Raw genomic sequence first — 17,343 nt, 5'->3', positions numbered from 1 at the left:
CACCGGGTATCCCTTCACCTCGGGAGGAGGGATACAAACTGCGCGAAGTCTCTATACACATCTTTTACATCTCGGGCGCAACCTCCACGCTCGCTTGTGCTATGATTCGCAACTTTGGAGCGCAGGGTACACCTCTGCGCGCATCTCTGCCGCTGTCCACTTTCAGCGGAATAACAACATCTTGTGGTGACAGATGAACAGTGGCTATCTGCATTTTCCGGAGTTTGATCCGGTCATTTTCTCAGTAGGACCCGTTGCGCTTCACTGGTACGGTCTGATGTATCTGGTCGGTTTCGTCTTTGCCATGTGGCTGGCTGGCCGTCGTGCCAAACGCCCTGGCAGCGGCTGGACCAAAGACGAAGTGGAAAACCTGCTGTATGCCGGTTTCCTCGGCGTTTTCCTCGGTGGACGTATCGGCTATGTGCTGTTCTATAACTTCCCGGTCTTCCTGGCCGATCCGCTCTACCTGTTCCGCGTCTGGGATGGCGGTATGTCCTTCCACGGTGGCCTGATCGGCGTCATCCTGGTAATGGTCATCTTCGCTAAACGCACCAAACGCAGCTTCTTCCAGGTGGCAGATTTTATTGCACCACTGATCCCGTTTGGTCTGGGCGCAGGTCGTCTCGGTAACTTTATCAACGGCGAACTGTGGGGCCGCGTCGATCCGAGCGTGTCATTCACCATGCTGTTCCCGCAGTCCCGTGCCGAAGATATGGCGCTGCTGCCGTCGCATCCGGAGTGGCAGTCGATTTTCGACACCTACGGCGTTCTGCCGCGCCATATGTCGCAGCTTTATGAAATGGCGCTGGAAGGTGTGGTGCTGTTTATCATTCTGAACCTGTTCATCCGCAAGCCGCGCCCGACGGGCTCCGTATCGGGCCTGTTCCTGATCGGTTATGGTGCGTTCCGCATCATCGTTGAGTTCTTCCGCCAGCCGGATGCGCAGTTTACCGGTGCGTGGGTGCAGTACATCAGCATGGGGCAGATCCTCTCTGTGCCAATGATTGTGGCAGGCATCTTGATGATGGTCTGGGCGTATCGTCGTCCACAGCAACAGGTCTCCTGAGGAATCATGAAACAGTATCTTGAACTGATGCAAAAAGTGCTCGATGAGGGCACGCCAAAAAACGATCGCACCGGCACCGGTACGATCTCCATTTTTGGCCACCAGATGCGCTTCAACCTGCAGGAAGGCTTTCCGCTGGTCACGACCAAGCGCTGCCATTTACGCTCGATCATTCATGAACTGCTCTGGTTCCTTCAGGGCGACACCAACATCGCTTATCTGCGCGAAAATAACGTCTCCATCTGGGACGAATGGGCGGATGAAAACGGCGATCTGGGCCCAGTTTATGGTAAGCAGTGGCGCGCCTGGCCTACGCCGGACGGCCGCCATATTGACCAGATCACCACCGTGGTGAACCAGCTGAAAAACGATCCAGACTCGCGGCGTATCATCGTCTCAGCCTGGAACGTGGGCGAACTGGATAAAATGGCGCTGGCCCCGTGCCATGCGTTCTTCCAGTTCTATGTGGCGGATGGCAAGCTCTCCTGCCAGCTCTATCAGCGCTCCTGCGATGTCTTCCTCGGCCTGCCATTTAACATCGCCAGCTATGCGCTGCTGGTGCATATGATGGCCCAGCAGTGTAACCTGGAAGTGGGTGATTTTGTCTGGACCGGCGGGGATACCCACCTGTACAGCAACCATATGGAACAGACCCACCTGCAGCTGACCCGCGAGCCGCGTGCGCTGCCGAAGCTGGTGATCAAACGTAAACCGGACTCCATTTTCGACTATCGCTTCGAAGATTTCGAAATTGAAGGTTACGACCCGCATCCGGGAATCAAAGCCCCTGTGGCCATCTGATGCTGCAATCCTGACATAACCGGCGCCCTCTGCGCCGGTTTTTTTATGTCTGCGTGATGGTTTTGCGAGCCTTCGTCAGTGGATATTGCAACGCGCTGCAACTCCTCCAGAAGTGCTGAAACAGCCTCGTAATTTACACATCTCTCCCTCGAACTGTTTTTTTCCTCACGGCACACTGCCGCCATGAAAAAGGAAAAGGGTTTTACCCTCATGGAAATGCTGATCGCCCTCTCGCTGATCATGACGCTCAGTGCCGCAGGGCTATATGGCTGGCGGCGCTGGCAGCAGCAACAGCAGCTGTGGCAGACGGCGCGCCAGGTGCGGGATTATCTGGTGGTGCTGCGAAATGACGCCTGGCGCAATAACCAGGACCATACCGTGACCCTGAAACGGGACGGCAAACGGTGGTGTCTGTTAAAGAGCGGTATTCCGGAGTGCCAGGCGGACAACGCCTTTGTGCTCACGCCGCAGTGGCCTGACATACAGGTCACCGAGCTGACACCTGCGCTGGGATTCTACGGTTTACGCGATACCGCCTGGGCCGGAAGAGTACGTCTGCAAAGCCAGGCCGGAGAGTGGCTGATCCTGATTTCCGCATGGGGACGTATCCGCATGTGCAACGGCAAGGGGGAGTTCGCATGCCGGTAAAACAGCAGGGATTTTCGCTAACCGAAGTGCTGATCGCGATGGCGATAAGCAGCGTGCTGCTGATGAGTGCGGCGCGCTTTTTGCCCGCGCTACAGCGGTCGATAATGGGGCTGACGAAGCAGCAGGAGCTGGAAGAGGAACTCTGGCTGCGCATCAACGGTATCGGTAAGCACCTGCAGCGGGCGGGGTACTGCGCGGGAAAATGCGAAGGCGAGGGGTTGAAGATTGGCCTGCGCGGCGAATGCGTTATTGTCCAGTGGGACGAAAACAGCAACGGCCGCTGGGAAACCTCGCCATCCGCTGCCGCAGAGCAGACCGGTATTCGCCTCAACGGCGGCGCATTGGAAACGTTGCGAGGTGCGACGCAGTGCGATGGCAAGGGTTGGGAGAGAATGACCGACCCTGACAGGATTAGGGTCCAGCGTTTTCAGGTGCAGCGCATTTCACGGGTGGGCTTTGCGCCGGAGCTGAGCCTGACGCTGGCGGCCTCCGCCAATGGACAGCCTGATGGCGAAGTCGAGGCACACCACATCGTGACCGGGTTTAATCTGTGAATCGTCAGCAGGGGATGTCATCGCTGGCGCTAGTGCTCCTGCTGTTGATTCTCGGCAGCCTGATGCTGGCCGGGCTCAACCAGCAGTTGGCCGCCCTGATGCGCATCGTCAGTACGGAACGCCAGGCGATACAGCATCAGGCGATAGCCCAGTCCGCGCTGGAGTGGGGGAGAACGCTTCCCTGGCAAACCCAGTCTGAGGTTGCGTGCCGACAGCATCCGCAGCAGCCGTGGCGCGTCTGCTTACGCATCCTCGAGGAACGCGTATTGCTTATCGCCAACAGCGGCAGGGTGATGCTGTGGCGGCTGGGCGAGGTGAAGGGTGGGAAGGTGGTCTTTTCCCCGCACGGCTGGAGCGATTTTTGTCCTCTGAAGGAGAAAGCGTTATGTCAGCAGCCGTAGCGAAACAGAAGGGGTTCAGCATCGTCGAGGTCTTACTGGCCATGATGCTGATGGTGATGGTCGTCACCGGGCTGGCGGGTTACCATCGTGTTTTAGCCAGCCGTTTTGTCACCCTTGAGCAGTATCGCCAGCTCTGGCGTCATGTCTGGTCTCAGTCACAGCTGGCCGCCGGGGATATCCCTCCGGGCTGGCAGGTCAACAGGGTGCAGACAACACCGGCCGGATGTGTCAGCATCTCGGTCTCACTTATTTCTCCATTGGGTCGGCAGGGTCAAATGACGCGCCTGCACTGCCCGGTTAGCCAGTAGTTGGGAGCAGCAATGTTAAGGGTCTACCACTCAAACCGTCTTGATGTGCTGGAAGCGCTGATGGAATTTATCGTCGAGCAGCAGCGGCTCGACGATCCCTTTGAACCGGAGATGATCCTGGTTCAGAGCACCGGTATGGCCCAGTGGCTGCAGATGTCCCTGTCGCAAAAGTTTGGTATTGCCGCCAATATTGATTTTCCGCTACCCGCCAGCTTTATCTGGGATATGTTTGTCCGCGTACTGCCGGAAATCCCCAAGCAGAGCGCGTTTAACAAACAGAGCATGAGCTGGAAGCTGATGACGCTGCTGCCGGAGATGCTGACGCATGACGAATTCGCCATGCTGCGCCACTACCTGAACGACGATACCGACAAACGAAAACTGTTTCAGCTGGCGTCGCGTACCGCGGATCTCTATGACCAGTATCTGGTCTATCGCCCCGAATGGTTAACGCGCTGGGAAGCCGGTGAACTGATCGACGGTCTTGACCAGGCGCAGGTCTGGCAGGCACCGCTGTGGAAAGCGCTGGTGGAACATACTGCACAGCTGGGTCAGCCGCAGTGGCACCGTGCCAATCTCTATGAACGTTTTATCGCAACGCTGGAATCCGCCTCAGTGCCGCCTGCCGGATTGCCGTCCCGGGTCTTTATCTGCGGGATCTCCGCCTTGCCGCCGGTTTACCTCAAGGCGCTGAATGCGCTGGGCAAACACATCGACATTCATATCCTGTTCACCAACCCGTGCCGGCATTACTGGGGGGATATTCAGGATGCCCGCTGGCTGGCCCGCATCGTCACGCGCCAGCGTCGTCGCCTGTTTGACGAGCGCGCGGTACCGCTGTTTAAAGACAGCGAGACGGCGGCTGATCTTTTTGATGAACAGGGGATCCAGGACTTACCGAATCCGTTATTGGCCTCCTGGGGAAAACTGGGGCGCGACTATATCTACATGCTCTCCGAGCTCACCGCCTCCGGTGAAGGAGATGTCGATGCCTTTGCGGATATTACCCCGGACAGCCTGCTGCATAACGTGCAGCGGGATATTCTGGATCTGGAAAACCGTGCGGTGGCAGGCGTCACGGCGGCAGAGTTTGCCAGCAGCGCCAACAAACGCCTGCTCGATCCCGACGATCGCAGCGTGACCCTCCATCTGTGTCATAGCCCGCAGCGTGAAGTCGAGGTACTGCATGATAACCTGCTGGCGATGCTGGAGGACGATCCACAGCTCACCCCCCGCGATATCGTGGTGATGGTGGCGGATATCGACAGCTACAGCCCCTATATCCAGGCGGTGTTTGGCAGCGCGACGGGCGATCGCTATCTGCCATTTGCAATATCGGACCGCCGTGCGCGCCAGTCCCACCCGGCCCTGCAGGCCTTTGTCAGCCTGCTCTCCCTGCCGGACAGCCGCTTCGTTCCGGAAGATGTGCTGGCCCTGCTGGATGTTCCGGTACTGGCGGCCCGTTTTGATATCGATGAGGACGCGCTGCGCTACCTGCGTCAGTGGGTCAACGAATCCGGCGTACGCTGGGGAATGGATGATGACAACGTGCAGGAGTTTGAGCTGCCGGTCACTGGCCAGCATACCTGGCAGTTTGGTCTGACGCGTATGCTGCTCGGCTACGCCATGGAGAGCAGCCAGGGGGAGTGGAACGCCGTCCTGCCGTATGACGAATCCAGCGGCTTAATCGCCGAGCTGGTGGGTCATCTGGCTTCGCTGCTGATGCAGCTTAACCGCTGGCGGCGGGAGCTGATGAAATCGCGCTCGCTCGAGGAGTGGATGCCGGTATGCCGGGAGATGCTCAACGATTTCTTCCTGCCGGATCAGGAAACTGAAGCGGCGATGGCGCTCATTGAGCAGCAGTGGCAGGCCATTATTGATGAGGGGATCTCCTCGCACTATGGCGAAGCGATCCCCCTGTCGCTGTTACGTGATGAACTCACGCTGCGTCTCGACCAGGAGCGTATCAGCCAGCGCTTCCTCGCCGGGCCGGTGAACATCTGCACCCTGATGCCGATGCGCTCCATTCCGTTTAAGGTGGTCTGCCTGCTGGGCATGAACGACGGCATTTACCCGCGGGCGCTGGCACCGCTGGGGTTTGATTTAATGAGCCAACAGTCCCAGCGCGGCGACCGTAGCCGTCGCGATGACGACCGCTACCTGTTCCTCGAGGCGCTGATCTCGGCGCAACAGCAGCTCTATATCAGCTACATCGGCCGCTCCATCCAGGACAACAGCGAACGGTTCCCGTCGGTGCTGGTTCAGGAGCTGGTGGACTACATCGGTCAAAGCCATTACCTGCCGGGCGATGAACACCTTAATTGCGATGAAAGTGAACAGCGCGTGAAGGCGCATATCACCTGCTGTCACAGCCGTATGCCGTTCGATGCCGTCAACTACGAGGACAACGAGCAGCAGAGCTATGCCCGGGAATGGCTTCCCGCCGCGAAGCGGGAAGGGGTGGCCCATGGCGACTTTATCCAGACGCTGGATCCCTTGCCGCTAGAGACGGTCGCGTTTGAACAGCTCCAGCGTTTCTGGGCCCACCCGGTGCGGGCCTTTTTCCAGATGCGGCTGCAGGTCCATTTCCGCTCCGAAGAGAGCGAGATCCCGGATGCGGAGCCCTTTACCCTGGATGGGTTAAGCCGCTACCAGTTAAACCAGCAACTGCTCAACGCGCTGGTGGAGCAGGAGGATGCGCAGAAGCTGTTCCGCCGTTATCGCGCGGCGGGTCAGCTGCCGTATGGCGCCTTCGGTGAAATCACCTGGGATGCCCAGTGTGAGGAGATGCAGGCCCTTGCAGGTCGGGTGATTGAGTGCCGTCAGCCCGGCAAGAGCATGGAGATCGATCTCAACTGCAACGGCGTAAATCTGACGGGATGGCTGCAGCACGTGCAGCCTGACGGGCTGCTGCGCTGGCGTCCGTCGATGCTCAGCGTTTCGCAAGGTTTGCAACTTTGGCTGGAACACCTTGTCTATTGTGCTAGCGGTGGCGAAGGTGAGAGCCGGCTGTTTGTGCGCAAAGACGGTGAATGGCGCTTCCCGGCGCTCCCTGCCGCGCAGGCGATGGAGTATCTGTCGCAACTGGTTGAAGGTTACCGGCAGGGGATGAATACGCCGCTGCTGCTGCTGCCAGAAAGTGGGGGGGCATGGATTAAAACCTGTTACGACGCCACAAATGATGCGATGTTAACGGATGACGCGACCCTGCAAAAAGCGCGCAGCAAATTTTTGCAGGCCTACGAAGGCAACATGATCGTGCGTGGGGAAGGGGACGATGTCTGGTACCAACGCCTGTGGCGAACCCTGGAGCCGGAGTACTTCGAGGCCATCACAGACGAGGCCCGACGCTATCTGTTGCCGCTGTATAAATTTAATTAGTCCTGGCTCTGTGTAAAAATTGCACAGATTTGGGCATTCATTTATGATGCCCATCTTGTCATGGACTGATGTACACCACAAAGAGATGCTGGCCTGTCCGGCACAAAGCGTGTTAATGATGATGTCCGTGATGAAGAGGTAGTGAATGCCAGGCAGCACCTTGTTGAAAACCTTAGTTTTGTTCGTCGCTCTTTGGACCCCCCTCAGTCAGGCAAATATCGGTTGGCAACCCGTTCAGGAAACGATTCGCAAAAGCGATAAAGATACCCGCGACTATCAGGCGATCCGCCTTGATAACGGGATGGTCGTGCTGTTGGTTTCCGATCCGCAGGCGGTAAAGTCGCTGTCGGCGCTGGTGGTGCCGGTGGGCTCGCTGGAAGATCCTGAGTCCCATCCAGGGCTGGCGCACTATCTTGAACATATGACCCTGATGGGCTCAAAGAAGTACCCCCAGCCAGACAGCCTGGCCGAATTTTTAAAAATGCACGGTGGCAGCCATAACGCCAGCACCGCGCCATACCGCACGGCCTTTTATCTGGAAGTCGAAAACGATGCGCTGGAAGGCGCGGTCGATCGTCTTGCGGATGCCATTGCCGCCCCGCTGCTGGATAAAAAATATGCCGATCGCGAGCGCAACGCCGTCAATGCGGAGCTGACGATGGCCCGTACCCGGGACGGGATGCGTATGGCCCAGGTCAGCGCCGAAACCATCAACCCCGCGCACCCTGGCTCCCGCTTTTCTGGTGGTAATCTCGAAACGCTGAGCGACAAGCCGGACAGCCCGGTGCTCGATGCGCTGCACGCCTTCCGCGACAAATACTACTCCGCCAATCTGATGAAAGCGGTGGTGTACAGCAACAAACCTCTGCCGGAGCTGGCGAAACTCGCCGCCGAAACCTACGGTCGGGTGCCGAATAAAGACATTACCCGCCCGGAAATCACCGTGCCGGTCGTCACCGATGCGCAGAAAGGCTTAATCATTCACTATGTTCCCGCGATGCCGCGCAAGGTACTGCGCGTGGAGTTTCGCATTGATAACAACACCGCGCAGTTTCGCAGCAAAACCGACGAGCTGGTTAACTACCTGATTGGCAACCGTAGCCCGGATACCCTGTCCGACTGGCTGCAAAACCAGGGACTGGTGGAAGGTATCCGCGCGGACTCCGATCCGATCGTCAACGGCAACAGCGGTGTGCTGGCTATCTCCGCGACCTTAACCGATAAAGGGCTGGCCCATCGTGATGAAGTAGTTGCCGCGATTTTCAGCTATCTCGCGCTGCTGCGTGACAAAGGCGTCGATAAACGCTACTTCGACGAGCTGGCGCACGTGCTGGATCTCGACTTCCGTTATCCCTCCATCACCCGCGATATGGACTACGTTGAGTGGCTGGCCGACACCATGATCCGTGTGCCGGTTGAGCATACGCTGGATGCGGTCAATATCGCCGATAAGTACGATGCTGACGCCGTCAAAGCCCGTCTGGCGATGATGACGCCGCAGAACGCCCGTGTCTGGTACATCAGCCCGGACGAGCCGCACAACAAAACGGCCTACTTTGTGAATGCTGAGTATCAGGTGGATAAAATCAGCGAGCAAACTTTTGCCGACTGGCAGAAGAAATCTGCCGCGATTGCGCTCAAGCTGCCGGAGGTGAACCCCTATATTCCGGACGACTTCACGCTGATAAAACCAGCTAAAGCGTATGCAAAACCGCAGCTGATTGTGGACGAGGATGACCTGCGCGTGGTTTATACCCCGAGCCGCTATTTCGCCAGCGAGCCGAAAGCCAACGTCAGTATGGTGCTGCGTAATCCTGCGGCGATGGACAGCGCCAAAAACCAGGTGATGTTTGCCCTGAATGACTATCTGGCCGGCATCGCACTGGATCAGCTCAGCAACCAGGCCGCCGTGGGCGGGATCGGTTTCTCGACCAACGCCAATAATGGCCTGATGCTCAACGCCAACGGCTACACCCAGCGTCTGCCGCAGCTGTTTAAGGCGTTGCTGGAGGGTTACTTCAGCTACACAGCCACCGAGGAGCAGCTGGCGCAGGCCAAATCCTGGTATGCCCAGATGATGGACTCTGCCGAAAAGGGCAAGGCCTTCGATCAGGCCATTATGCCGGTGCAGATGCTGTCCCAGGTGCCTTACTTCCAGCGTGAAGAGCGTCGGGCGCTGCTGCCGTCCATCACCCTCGACGAAGTGATGGCCTATCGTGCGGCGCTGAAAACTAATGCCAGACCGGAGTTTCTGGTGGTCGGCAATATGAGCGAAGATCAGGCGAAAACCCTGGCGCAGGATGTCCGCACCCAGTTGGGGGCTAAAGGTACCGAATGGTGTCGCAACCAGGATGTGCTGGTCGATAAACAGCAGAACGTGATTTTCGAGAAACCCGGCAGCAGCACAGACTCCGCGCTGGCGGCGGTCTTTGTCCCGACCGGCTATGACGAATACGCCAGCTCAGCTTACAGCGCTGTGCTCGGACAGATCGTGCAGCCCTGGTTCTACAGCCAGTTACGTACCGAAGAGCAGTTGGGTTATGCCGTGTTTGCCTTCTCGATGAACGTTGGTCGCCAGTGGGGGATGGGCTTCCTGCTGCAAAGCAGTGATAAGCAGCCGGATTATCTCTGGCAGCGTTTCCAGGCCTTCTTCCCGGAGGCGGAAGCGAAGCTGCGCGCCATGAAGCCAGAAGAGTTTGCCCAGATCCAGCAGGCAGTGATCGCCCAGATCACACAGCCGCCGCAAACCCTGGCCGAAGAGGCCTCAAAGCTCAGCAAAGATTTTGATCGGGGTAATATGCGCTTCGATTCGCATGATAAAGTAGTGGCCGAGATAAAACAGCTCACGCCGCAGAACGTCGCCGACTTCTTCCACCAGGCGGTGGTTGCCCCGCAGGGGATGGCGATCCTCTCTCAGGTTTCAGGGAGTCAGAGCAAAAAAGCTGACGTCACCCCACCTGCAGGCTGGACGGTCTGGAAGAGCGTGAGTGCATTGCAGCAATCTTTGCCCAGGAGTAAGAACGAATGACCGATACCGCCGAGTCCCTTGATCCCCTACGTTTACCGTTACAGGGGGAGCGACTGATAGAGGCCTCAGCGGGAACCGGAAAAACCTTCACCATCGCGGCACTCTATCTGCGACTGCTGCTCGGACTGGGCGGCAGCGCAGCCTTCAGCCGCCCGCTCAGCGTGGAAGAGCTGCTGGTGGTAACCTTCACCGAGGCCGCAACGGAAGAGCTGCGTGGCCGTATCCGCGCTAACATTCACGAGCTGCGCATTGCCTGCCTGAGACAGAGCACGGACAACCCGCTGTATGCCAGCCTGCTGGAGGAGATCGACGACCCACAGCAGGCGGCGCAGTGGCTGCTGCTGGCGGAACGCCAGATGGACGAGGCCGCCGTGTTCACCATCCACGGCTTCTGTCAGCGGATGCTCAGCCTGAATGCCTTTGAATCCGGCATGCTCTTTGAGCAGCAGCTCATCGAAGATGAATCCCTGTTGCGCTACCAGGCGTGCGCCGACTTCTGGCGCCGTCACTGCTACCCCTTGCCTCGCGATATTGCCGAAGCGGTTCACGGTTTATGGAAAGGTCCGGAAGAGTTACTCCGCGCCATCGACCGTTATCTGCAGGGCGAAGCCCCGGTTATCAAATCCCCCCCGCCTGCGGACGAAACCCTGGCCTCTCGCCATGAGAAGATCGTTGGCTTGATCGCCACCATGAAACAGCAGTGGTCCAACAGCGTGGCGGAAATCGATGCGGTTATCGAAGGTTCCGGTATCGACCGGCGCAAGTTCAACCGCGGCAACCAGGCAAAATACATCGAACGCATTACGGCCTGGGCCCAGGAGGAGAAGCACAGCTATCAGCTACCTGACGCGCTGGAGAAGTTCTCGCAGAGGTTCCTGGCGGAGCGGACCAAAGCGGGTGGCGAAGTGCCGGAACACCCGCTGTTTGTCGCCATCGATACCCTGCTGGCTGAACCGCTGACCCTGAACGATCTGATGATCACCCGGGCGCTGGCCGAGATCCGCGACGCGGTGGCGCGAGAAAAGCGTCGTCGTGGCGAGCTCGGTTTTGACGATATGCTCAGCCGTCTCGATGAGGCCCTGAACAGCGACAATGGCGACGCCCTGGCTGCGGCCATCCGGGGCCGTTTTCCGGTGGCGATGATCGATGAGTTTCAGGACACCGACCCCCAGCAGTACCGGATTTTCCGCCGCATCTGGCGTCAACAGCCCGACACCGCGCTGCTGTTGATTGGCGACCCGAAACAGGCGATCTACGCCTTTCGTGGCGCGGATATTTTCACCTATATGAAAGCGCGTGGCGAAGTCGCCGCGCACTATACGCTGGATACCAACTGGCGCTCGGCGCCTGGCATGGTGGAAAGCGTCAATACTCTCTTTTCACAGATGAACGACGCCTTCATGTTCCGGGAAATCCCCTTCCAGCCGGTCAAATCCGCCCCGAAGAATGACGGGCTGCGCTTTGAGCTGCGGGGTGATTTTCAGCCAGCGATGAGCGTCTGGCTGATGGAGGGCGAGGGGTGCGGCGTCGGGGATTATCAGGCCTTTATGGCCCAGCACTGTGCGGCGCAAATCCGCGACTGGCTGAGCGCCGGTGTTCGCGGTGAGGCCATCCTGCACCGGGGCGACGAGGCCCGGCCGGTGCGGGCCTCGGATATTACGGTGCTGGTGCGCAGCCGTCAGGAGGCGGCGCTGGTGCGCGACGCGCTGACGCTGCTGACTATTCCTTCGGTCTATCTCTCCAACCGCGACAGCGTGTTTGAAACTCTCGAAGCTCAGGAGATGCTCTGGCTGCTGCAGGCGGTGCTGGCACCCGAGCGGGAAAGCACCTTGCGCAGCGCGCTGGCAAGCTCGATGCTCGGTCTTAATGCCCGGGACATCGACAGGCTGAATAACAGTGAAACCCTCTGGGATGAGGCGGTGGAAGAGTTTACCCGCTACCGCGAGCGCTGGCAGAAGCGGGGCGTGATGGCGATGCTGCGCGACATCATGACGCAGCGCAATATTGCCGAAAATATGCTGGCCACCGCGGGGGGCGAACGCCGCCTGACTGACATTCTGCACATCAGCGAGCTGCTTCAGGAGGCAGGAACCCAGCTTGAGAGCGAGCACGCCCTGGTACGCTGGCTGGCGCAGCATATCGCCGAACCCAACAGCAATGCCTCAAGCCAGCAGATGCGCCTCGAAAGCGACAAACATCTGGTCAAAATCGTCACCATTCACAAATCGAAGGGGCTGGAATACCCCCTGGTCTGGCTGCCCTTTATTGCCAATTACCGGGTGCAGGATCAGGCCTTTTATCACGATCGCCAAACCTTTGAAGCCGTGCTCGACCTCAGCAAAGCGGAGGACAGCGTCGAGCTGGCCGAAGCCGAGCGGCTGGCGGAAGATTTACGTCTGCTCTATGTGGCTCTGACCCGCTCGGTCTGGCACTGCAGTCTGGGCGTCGCGCCGCTGTTCAGGCGTCGGGGCGACAAGTCCGGTGACAGCGATTTCCACCTCAGCGCCCTTGGCCGCCTGATCCAGCGCGGCGAGCCGAAAGATGCGGCCGGGCTGCGCCAGTGCCTGGAAACCCTGTGCAATGACCACATCGCACTCCAGGTTGCCGGGGTGGCAGACACCGCCCGCTGGCAGATGCCGGAGTCGGTGATGCCGGATCTGCAGGCCCGGCAGGTGGCTCGCGCGCTGTTCGATGACTGGCGGGTCACCAGCTACTCCGGCCTGCAGCAGCGCGGGCACAGTATTGCTCAGGATCTGATGCCGCGCCTCGACGTTGATGCCGCAGGCACCGGCGAGGTGGCACAGGAGCCGGAGCTGACGCCGCACCAGTTTCCACGCGGCGCTTCGCCGGGCACCTTTTTACACAGTCTGTTTGAAGCGCTCGATTTCACGCAACCCGTCTCCCAGGAGTGGGTGCTGGAGATGCTGCAGAAAGGCGGGTATGACGCCCGTTGGGAGCCGGTCCTGACCCACTGGATCAACCAGGTTCTGCAGACGCCGCTCAACGAGGAGGGGATCTCGCTGAGCCAGCTTTCAGCCACCGATAAACAGGTTGAGATGGAGTTTTACCTGCCGGTCGCCGGGCCGCTTACCGCCGATGCGCTGGATGCGCTGATCCGCGAGTACGATCTGCTGTCCCGTGGCTGCCCGCCGCTCGATTTCCGCCAGGTGCGCGGCATGTTGAAAGGCTTTATCGACCTCGTATTTCGCCATAATGGTCGTTACTACCTGCTGGACTATAAGTCCAACTGGCTGGGGGAAAACGGCGAGGCCTATACCCCGGAGGCGATGGCTCGCGCGATGCAGTCCCACCGCTACGATCTGCAGTATCAGCTCTACACCCTGGCGCTGCACCGTTATCTGCGCCACCGTATTGCCGACTACGACTATCAGCACCATTTCGGCGGGGTGATCTACCTGTTTTTACGCGGCGTGGACGGCAGCTCACCGGGGTCCGGCTGCTTTGCCACCCGCCCGGATGAAAATTTAATAAATCAAATGGATAGCTTGTTTTCTGCAAGCCGAGAGGAGCTTGTGTCATGACGATGCAGGAATTATTGCTGGAGGTCGTAGAACAGCGCGTGTTGCGTCGTCTGGATGTACAGTTTGCGATGATGGTGGCCGGGAACGATGAGCCCTCGGTGATGCTGGCGACGGCAATCCTGAGCCGGGACACCGGAGAAGGGCATGTCTGCCTGCCGCTGTCACGTCTGCAGGCAGAGGCGAAAACCGCCGCCCTGCAGGCCTGTTTTGCCCTCCATGATGAAACCCAGGACTGGCCCACGACGCTGATGCGTTCCCGGGCAGTGAGCGCAGGGGACGAGCCGACGCCGCTGGTGCTGACGGGCGACCGGCTCTATCTCAACCGGATGTGGCGCTATGAGCGGGCCGTGGCCAGTTTCTTTAGCGAAGCCAACCATCCCTTACCTCACGACAGTGCCGACGTTCAGCGTACCCTGAACGCGCTCTTTACCTCTGACGAAGCCGTTAACTGGCAAAAGGTGGCGGCGGCCGTGGCGTTAACCCGGCGTATCTCGGTGATTTCCGGCGGCCCGGGCACCGGTAAAACCACCACCGTTGCCCGCCTGCTGGCGGCGTTGATCCAGATGGCGGGGGAGGAGAAGTGCCGTATCCGGTTGGCGGCCCCGACCGGTAAAGCCGCCGCGCGTCTCACCGAGTCGCTGGGCGGGGCGCTGCAGCAGCTCCCGCTGTCCGATCTCCAGCGTAAGCGCTTCCCGACCGAAGCCAGTACTCTGCACCGTTTGCTTGGCGCTCAGCCGGGCAGTCAACGTCTGCGTTACCATGGCGGTAACCCGCTGCATCTGGACGTGCTGGTGGTGGATGAGGCCTCGATGATCGACCTGACCATGATGTCTCGTCTGATTGATGCCCTCCCGCCCCATGCCCGGGTGATTTTCCTTGGCGACCGCGACCAGCTGGCCTCCGTCGAAGCGGGGGCGGTGCTGGGTGATATTTGCACCTGGGCCAGCGCCGGTTTTACCGTGCAGCGTGCCCAGGAGCTGGCCGGGATGACGGGATGTCAGATGGAAGGCAACATCAGCCCGGTGGCGGGCGCGCTGCGCGACAGCCTGTGCCTGCTGCAAAAAAGCTACCGTTTCGGCAGCGACTCCGGCATCGGCCAGCTGGCAGCGGCGGTTAACCGCGGCGATCGCCACGCGCTGCGCTCGGTGTTTGACGGCACCTTCAGCGATATCGAGAAAAAGCAGCTCCAGAGCGGAGAAGAGTATCTGGTGATGCTGGAGGATGCCCTGCAGGGTTATCAGCATTTCCTCGACCATGTGCAGCACCAGGCCGCAGAAGGGGAGATCCTGGCGGCATTTAGTCGTTATCAGCTGCTGTGCGCCTTACGGGACGGACCCTTTGGCGTGGCCGGGCTCAACGAAAGGCTGGAGCAGGTGCTGATGCAAAAACGCCGCATCAGCCGTCAGCCGCATTCCCGCTGGTATGAAGGTCGCCCGGTGATGATATCGCGCAACGACAGTGCGCTGGGTCTGTTTAACGGTGATATCGGGATTGCGCTGGATCGGGGCCAGGGGCTGCGCGTCTGGTTCCAGATGCCGGACGGCAGCCTGAAGTCCGTGCAGCCGAGCCGCCTGCCGGAGCATGAAACCGCCTGGGCGATGACGGTGCATAAATCGCAGGGGTCGGAGTTCGATCATGCGGCGCTGATCCTGCCTACCCAGATCTCCCCTGTGGTCACCCGGGAGCTGGTCTATACCGCCATCACCCGTGCCCGTCGGCGGTTGTCGCTGTATGCGGATGACGGTGTGCTGGTGCAGGCCGTCACCACCCGTACGGAACGTCGCAGCGGGCTGAGTGCGATTTTTGAGGCGTTATAATTTTCCCCTTTGAACCCCACAAAAAATATTGGCACGGACGGCCCCCTCTCCATTTAGGGAGAGGGCTGGGGTGAGCGGGAACATGCGGCTCAGTTGGTGGTTCCGTTCACTTTATGTTTTGTGCTTCTCTGTCAGCCGCGTCACCCGTGAACGTGTTAAGGGGCTTGCCGCCGCCCCTTAACAATCCCGGCTCCCGGCAAAGAAAATCGCCGCTTCGCGGTCCCTTCGGCTTATTCCTTACGGCTTATCGGGGGCGGGCAGAGGTAACATCCCTGTAAATCCGCCCTCTCGGCGCATCCATGCGCCTCGCCCCGGCCTGCAGGAAACGCCTCAGCGATTTTCAGCCGGCCCAGGGAGTGGCTGTCAGTTTTTCATTATTCTGCAATTATTTCATTGCTTTAAAAGCAAGGAAATTACTGTGGAGCCCATAAGACTGTGCGGAGAGGGTCAGGGTGAGGGGTCTTAACCTAAATCCGCCATCAGCACCTTCGAGCGACGCTGATAGTTGTACATCTCTTTTTTGGTTTCCGGCAGGGAATCAATGTCCACTGGCGTGAAGCCGCGCTCCTGGAACCAGTGAATGCTGCGGGTGGTCAGGACAAACAGCTTGCTCAGCCCCAGCTGCCGCGCCTGGACCGCGATCCGCTCCAGCAATACCTCGCCGCGCGACGAGCTGCGGTAGTCAGGGTGCACCGCCACGCAGGCCATCTCCCCGATCTTCTCTTCAGGGAAGGGATAGAGCGCCGCACAGGCGATGGTGAGGTTGTCGCGCTGAATAATAGTGAACTTATCGATCTCCATCTCCAGCTGTTCGCGGGAGCGACGCACCAGGATCCCCTGCTGCTCAAGAGGGCGAATCAGCTCCAGAATGCCGCCGATGTCGTTGATGGTGGCGCGGCGGATCTGCTCGGCGCTCTCCATCACGATCTGCGTCCCGATACCGTCCCGGGAGAACAGCTCCTGCAGCAGGGCACCATCTTCCTGATAGCTGATCAGGTGGCTGCGGCGCACGCCGCTGCGGCAGGCTTTGATGGCGCCGCGCAGGAAGCGCACGGTGCCGGAGTAGTAATCGCCCTGTTCCTCAAGCGCTTCGACCCGGGCCTGGGCTTCGTTCGGGAACAGCTCAGAGACGATATTCCCCAGCTCGTTCGTCACCCCTTGCGAGGAGCAGAAGCCGATCATCTTCTCGGCTTTCAGCTTGATCGCCAGCTGGGTGGCAATCTCTTCTGAGGTGAGGTTGAAGCTTTCGCCAGTCACCGAGACGGCAACCGGGCCGGTGAGCACAATCGCGCCGCCGTCGAGCTGGCGGTGGATCGCCTCTTCATCGATACGACGAATACGTCCGCTGTGGCAATAATCCACCCCGTCATCCACGCCAAGCGGCTGGGCGATAATAAAGTTGCCGCTCACCACGTTAATATGCGCCCCCTGCAGCGGGGTATTGTTGAGACTCATCGACAGCCGCGCGGTAATGTCCAGCTGCAGTAGGCCGGCAGCCTGCTTAACCAGTTCCAGCGTTTTGGCGTCGGTGACGCGGGTATGTTTGTGATAAATCGGTTCGTGATGATGCATGGCCAGATTGGCTTCAATCTGTGGGCGGGCGCCATACACGACGACAAGGCGAATTCCCAGGCTGTGCAGCAGGCCGATGTCATTGACAATACTGGAGAAGTTCTCATGCTCAATGGCTTCGCCGCCGAGCATAATGACGAACGTCTTCCCCCGGTGAGTGTTGATATAGGGAACAGAATGACGGAATCCCTGGACCAGTTCGATTCTACGTTCCTTCACCACGGC

At 59.3% G+C, this 17,343-nt stretch carries 11 protein-coding genes; 10 read left to right on the top strand and 1 reads right to left on the bottom strand.

What is annotated here, in order from left to right; genetic code table 11:
- The first annotated feature begins 193 nt into the window (after positions 1–193).
- From lgt to recD, 10 genes are all read left to right on the top strand, one after another.
- Positions 194–1,066 carry a prolipoprotein diacylglyceryl transferase gene (lgt, locus tag SOM40_RS19050; protein WP_261645024.1) on the top strand — a complete coding sequence of 291 codons (873 nt, stop codon included), beginning with the start codon at positions 194–196 and terminating at the stop codon, positions 1,064–1,066.
- A 6-nt stretch (positions 1,067–1,072) separates the two neighbouring features.
- A complete protein-coding gene (thyA, locus tag SOM40_RS19045; protein WP_261645023.1) occupies positions 1,073–1,867 on the top strand; it encodes a thymidylate synthase in 795 nt (264 codons plus the stop codon).
- A 183-nt stretch (positions 1,868–2,050) separates the two neighbouring features.
- Entirely contained in the window at positions 2,051–2,515 is a 465-nt protein-coding gene (locus SOM40_RS19040; RefSeq protein WP_320530557.1) for a prepilin peptidase-dependent protein, read from the top strand.
- Entirely contained in the window at positions 2,506–3,069 is a 564-nt protein-coding gene (locus SOM40_RS19035; RefSeq protein ID WP_320530556.1) for a prepilin peptidase-dependent protein, read from the top strand. The genes SOM40_RS19040 and SOM40_RS19035 overlap by 10 nt, the downstream gene beginning before the upstream one ends.
- Complete coding sequence (locus tag SOM40_RS19030) at positions 3,066–3,470, top strand: DUF2509 family protein (protein WP_261645020.1); 405 nt, start codon at positions 3,066–3,068, stop codon at positions 3,468–3,470. Before SOM40_RS19035 ends, SOM40_RS19030 begins: the two co-directional genes overlap by 4 nt.
- The gene (locus tag SOM40_RS19025) at positions 3,455–3,778 is read left to right on the top strand and encodes a prepilin-type N-terminal cleavage/methylation domain-containing protein (protein WP_106994430.1); all 324 of its coding nucleotides are present in this window, start codon (positions 3,455–3,457) and stop codon (positions 3,776–3,778) included. Before SOM40_RS19030 ends, SOM40_RS19025 begins: the two co-directional genes overlap by 16 nt.
- 12 nt (positions 3,779–3,790) lie before the next feature.
- The gene (gene recC / locus SOM40_RS19020) at positions 3,791–7,159 is read left to right on the top strand and encodes an exodeoxyribonuclease V subunit gamma (protein WP_312190322.1); all 3,369 of its coding nucleotides are present in this window, start codon (positions 3,791–3,793) and stop codon (positions 7,157–7,159) included.
- 145 nt (positions 7,160–7,304) lie between these two features.
- Entirely contained in the window at positions 7,305–10,187 is a 2,883-nt protein-coding gene (gene ptrA, locus SOM40_RS19015) for a pitrilysin (RefSeq protein ID WP_320530555.1), read from the top strand.
- The gene (gene recB / locus SOM40_RS19010; RefSeq protein WP_320530554.1) at positions 10,184–13,729 is read left to right on the top strand and encodes an exodeoxyribonuclease V subunit beta; all 3,546 of its coding nucleotides are present in this window, start codon (positions 10,184–10,186) and stop codon (positions 13,727–13,729) included. The genes ptrA and recB overlap by 4 nt, the downstream gene beginning before the upstream one ends.
- The gene (recD, locus tag SOM40_RS19005) at positions 13,726–15,546 is read left to right on the top strand and encodes an exodeoxyribonuclease V subunit alpha (protein WP_320530553.1); all 1,821 of its coding nucleotides are present in this window, start codon (positions 13,726–13,728) and stop codon (positions 15,544–15,546) included. The genes recB and recD overlap by 4 nt, the downstream gene beginning before the upstream one ends.
- 462 nt (positions 15,547–16,008) lie before the next feature.
- On the opposite strand, the gene argA is transcribed toward recD, so the two are convergent.
- Positions 16,009–17,340: an amino-acid N-acetyltransferase gene (gene argA / locus SOM40_RS19000; RefSeq protein WP_106994435.1), complete on the bottom strand. Its 1,332-nt coding sequence runs from the start codon at positions 17,338–17,340 to the stop codon at positions 16,009–16,011.
- Positions 17,341–17,343: the final 3 nt, after the last annotated feature.

It is taken from the genome of Leclercia sp. CFBP8987 (assembly GCF_034044995.2).
GTDB lineage: Bacteria > Pseudomonadota > Gammaproteobacteria > Enterobacterales > Enterobacteriaceae > Enterobacter > Enterobacter tamurae.
Note: the sequence above shows the minus strand (reverse complement) of the source record. Positions and strands in the feature narration are given on the sequence as shown.

Bases quoted from the DNA above. Each gene is read 5' to 3' on its own strand.
- recD (WP_320530553.1), top strand. From the start codon at position 13,726: ATGACGATGCAGGAATTATTGCTGGAGGTCGTAGAACAGCGCGTGTTG.
- recC (WP_312190322.1), top strand. From the start codon at position 3,791: ATGTTAAGGGTCTACCACTCAAACCGTCTTGATGTGCTGGAAGCGCTG.
- lgt (WP_261645024.1), top strand. From the start codon at position 194: ATGAACAGTGGCTATCTGCATTTTCCGGAGTTTGATCCGGTCATTTTC.
- ptrA (WP_320530555.1), top strand. From the start codon at position 7,305: ATGCCAGGCAGCACCTTGTTGAAAACCTTAGTTTTGTTCGTCGCTCTT.
- SOM40_RS19025 (WP_106994430.1), top strand. From the start codon at position 3,455: ATGTCAGCAGCCGTAGCGAAACAGAAGGGGTTCAGCATCGTCGAGGTC.
- SOM40_RS19040 (WP_320530557.1), top strand. From the start codon at position 2,051: ATGAAAAAGGAAAAGGGTTTTACCCTCATGGAAATGCTGATCGCCCTC.
- recB (WP_320530554.1), top strand. From the start codon at position 10,184: ATGACCGATACCGCCGAGTCCCTTGATCCCCTACGTTTACCGTTACAG.
- SOM40_RS19035 (WP_320530556.1), top strand. From the start codon at position 2,506: ATGCCGGTAAAACAGCAGGGATTTTCGCTAACCGAAGTGCTGATCGCG.
- thyA (WP_261645023.1), top strand. From the start codon at position 1,073: ATGAAACAGTATCTTGAACTGATGCAAAAAGTGCTCGATGAGGGCACG.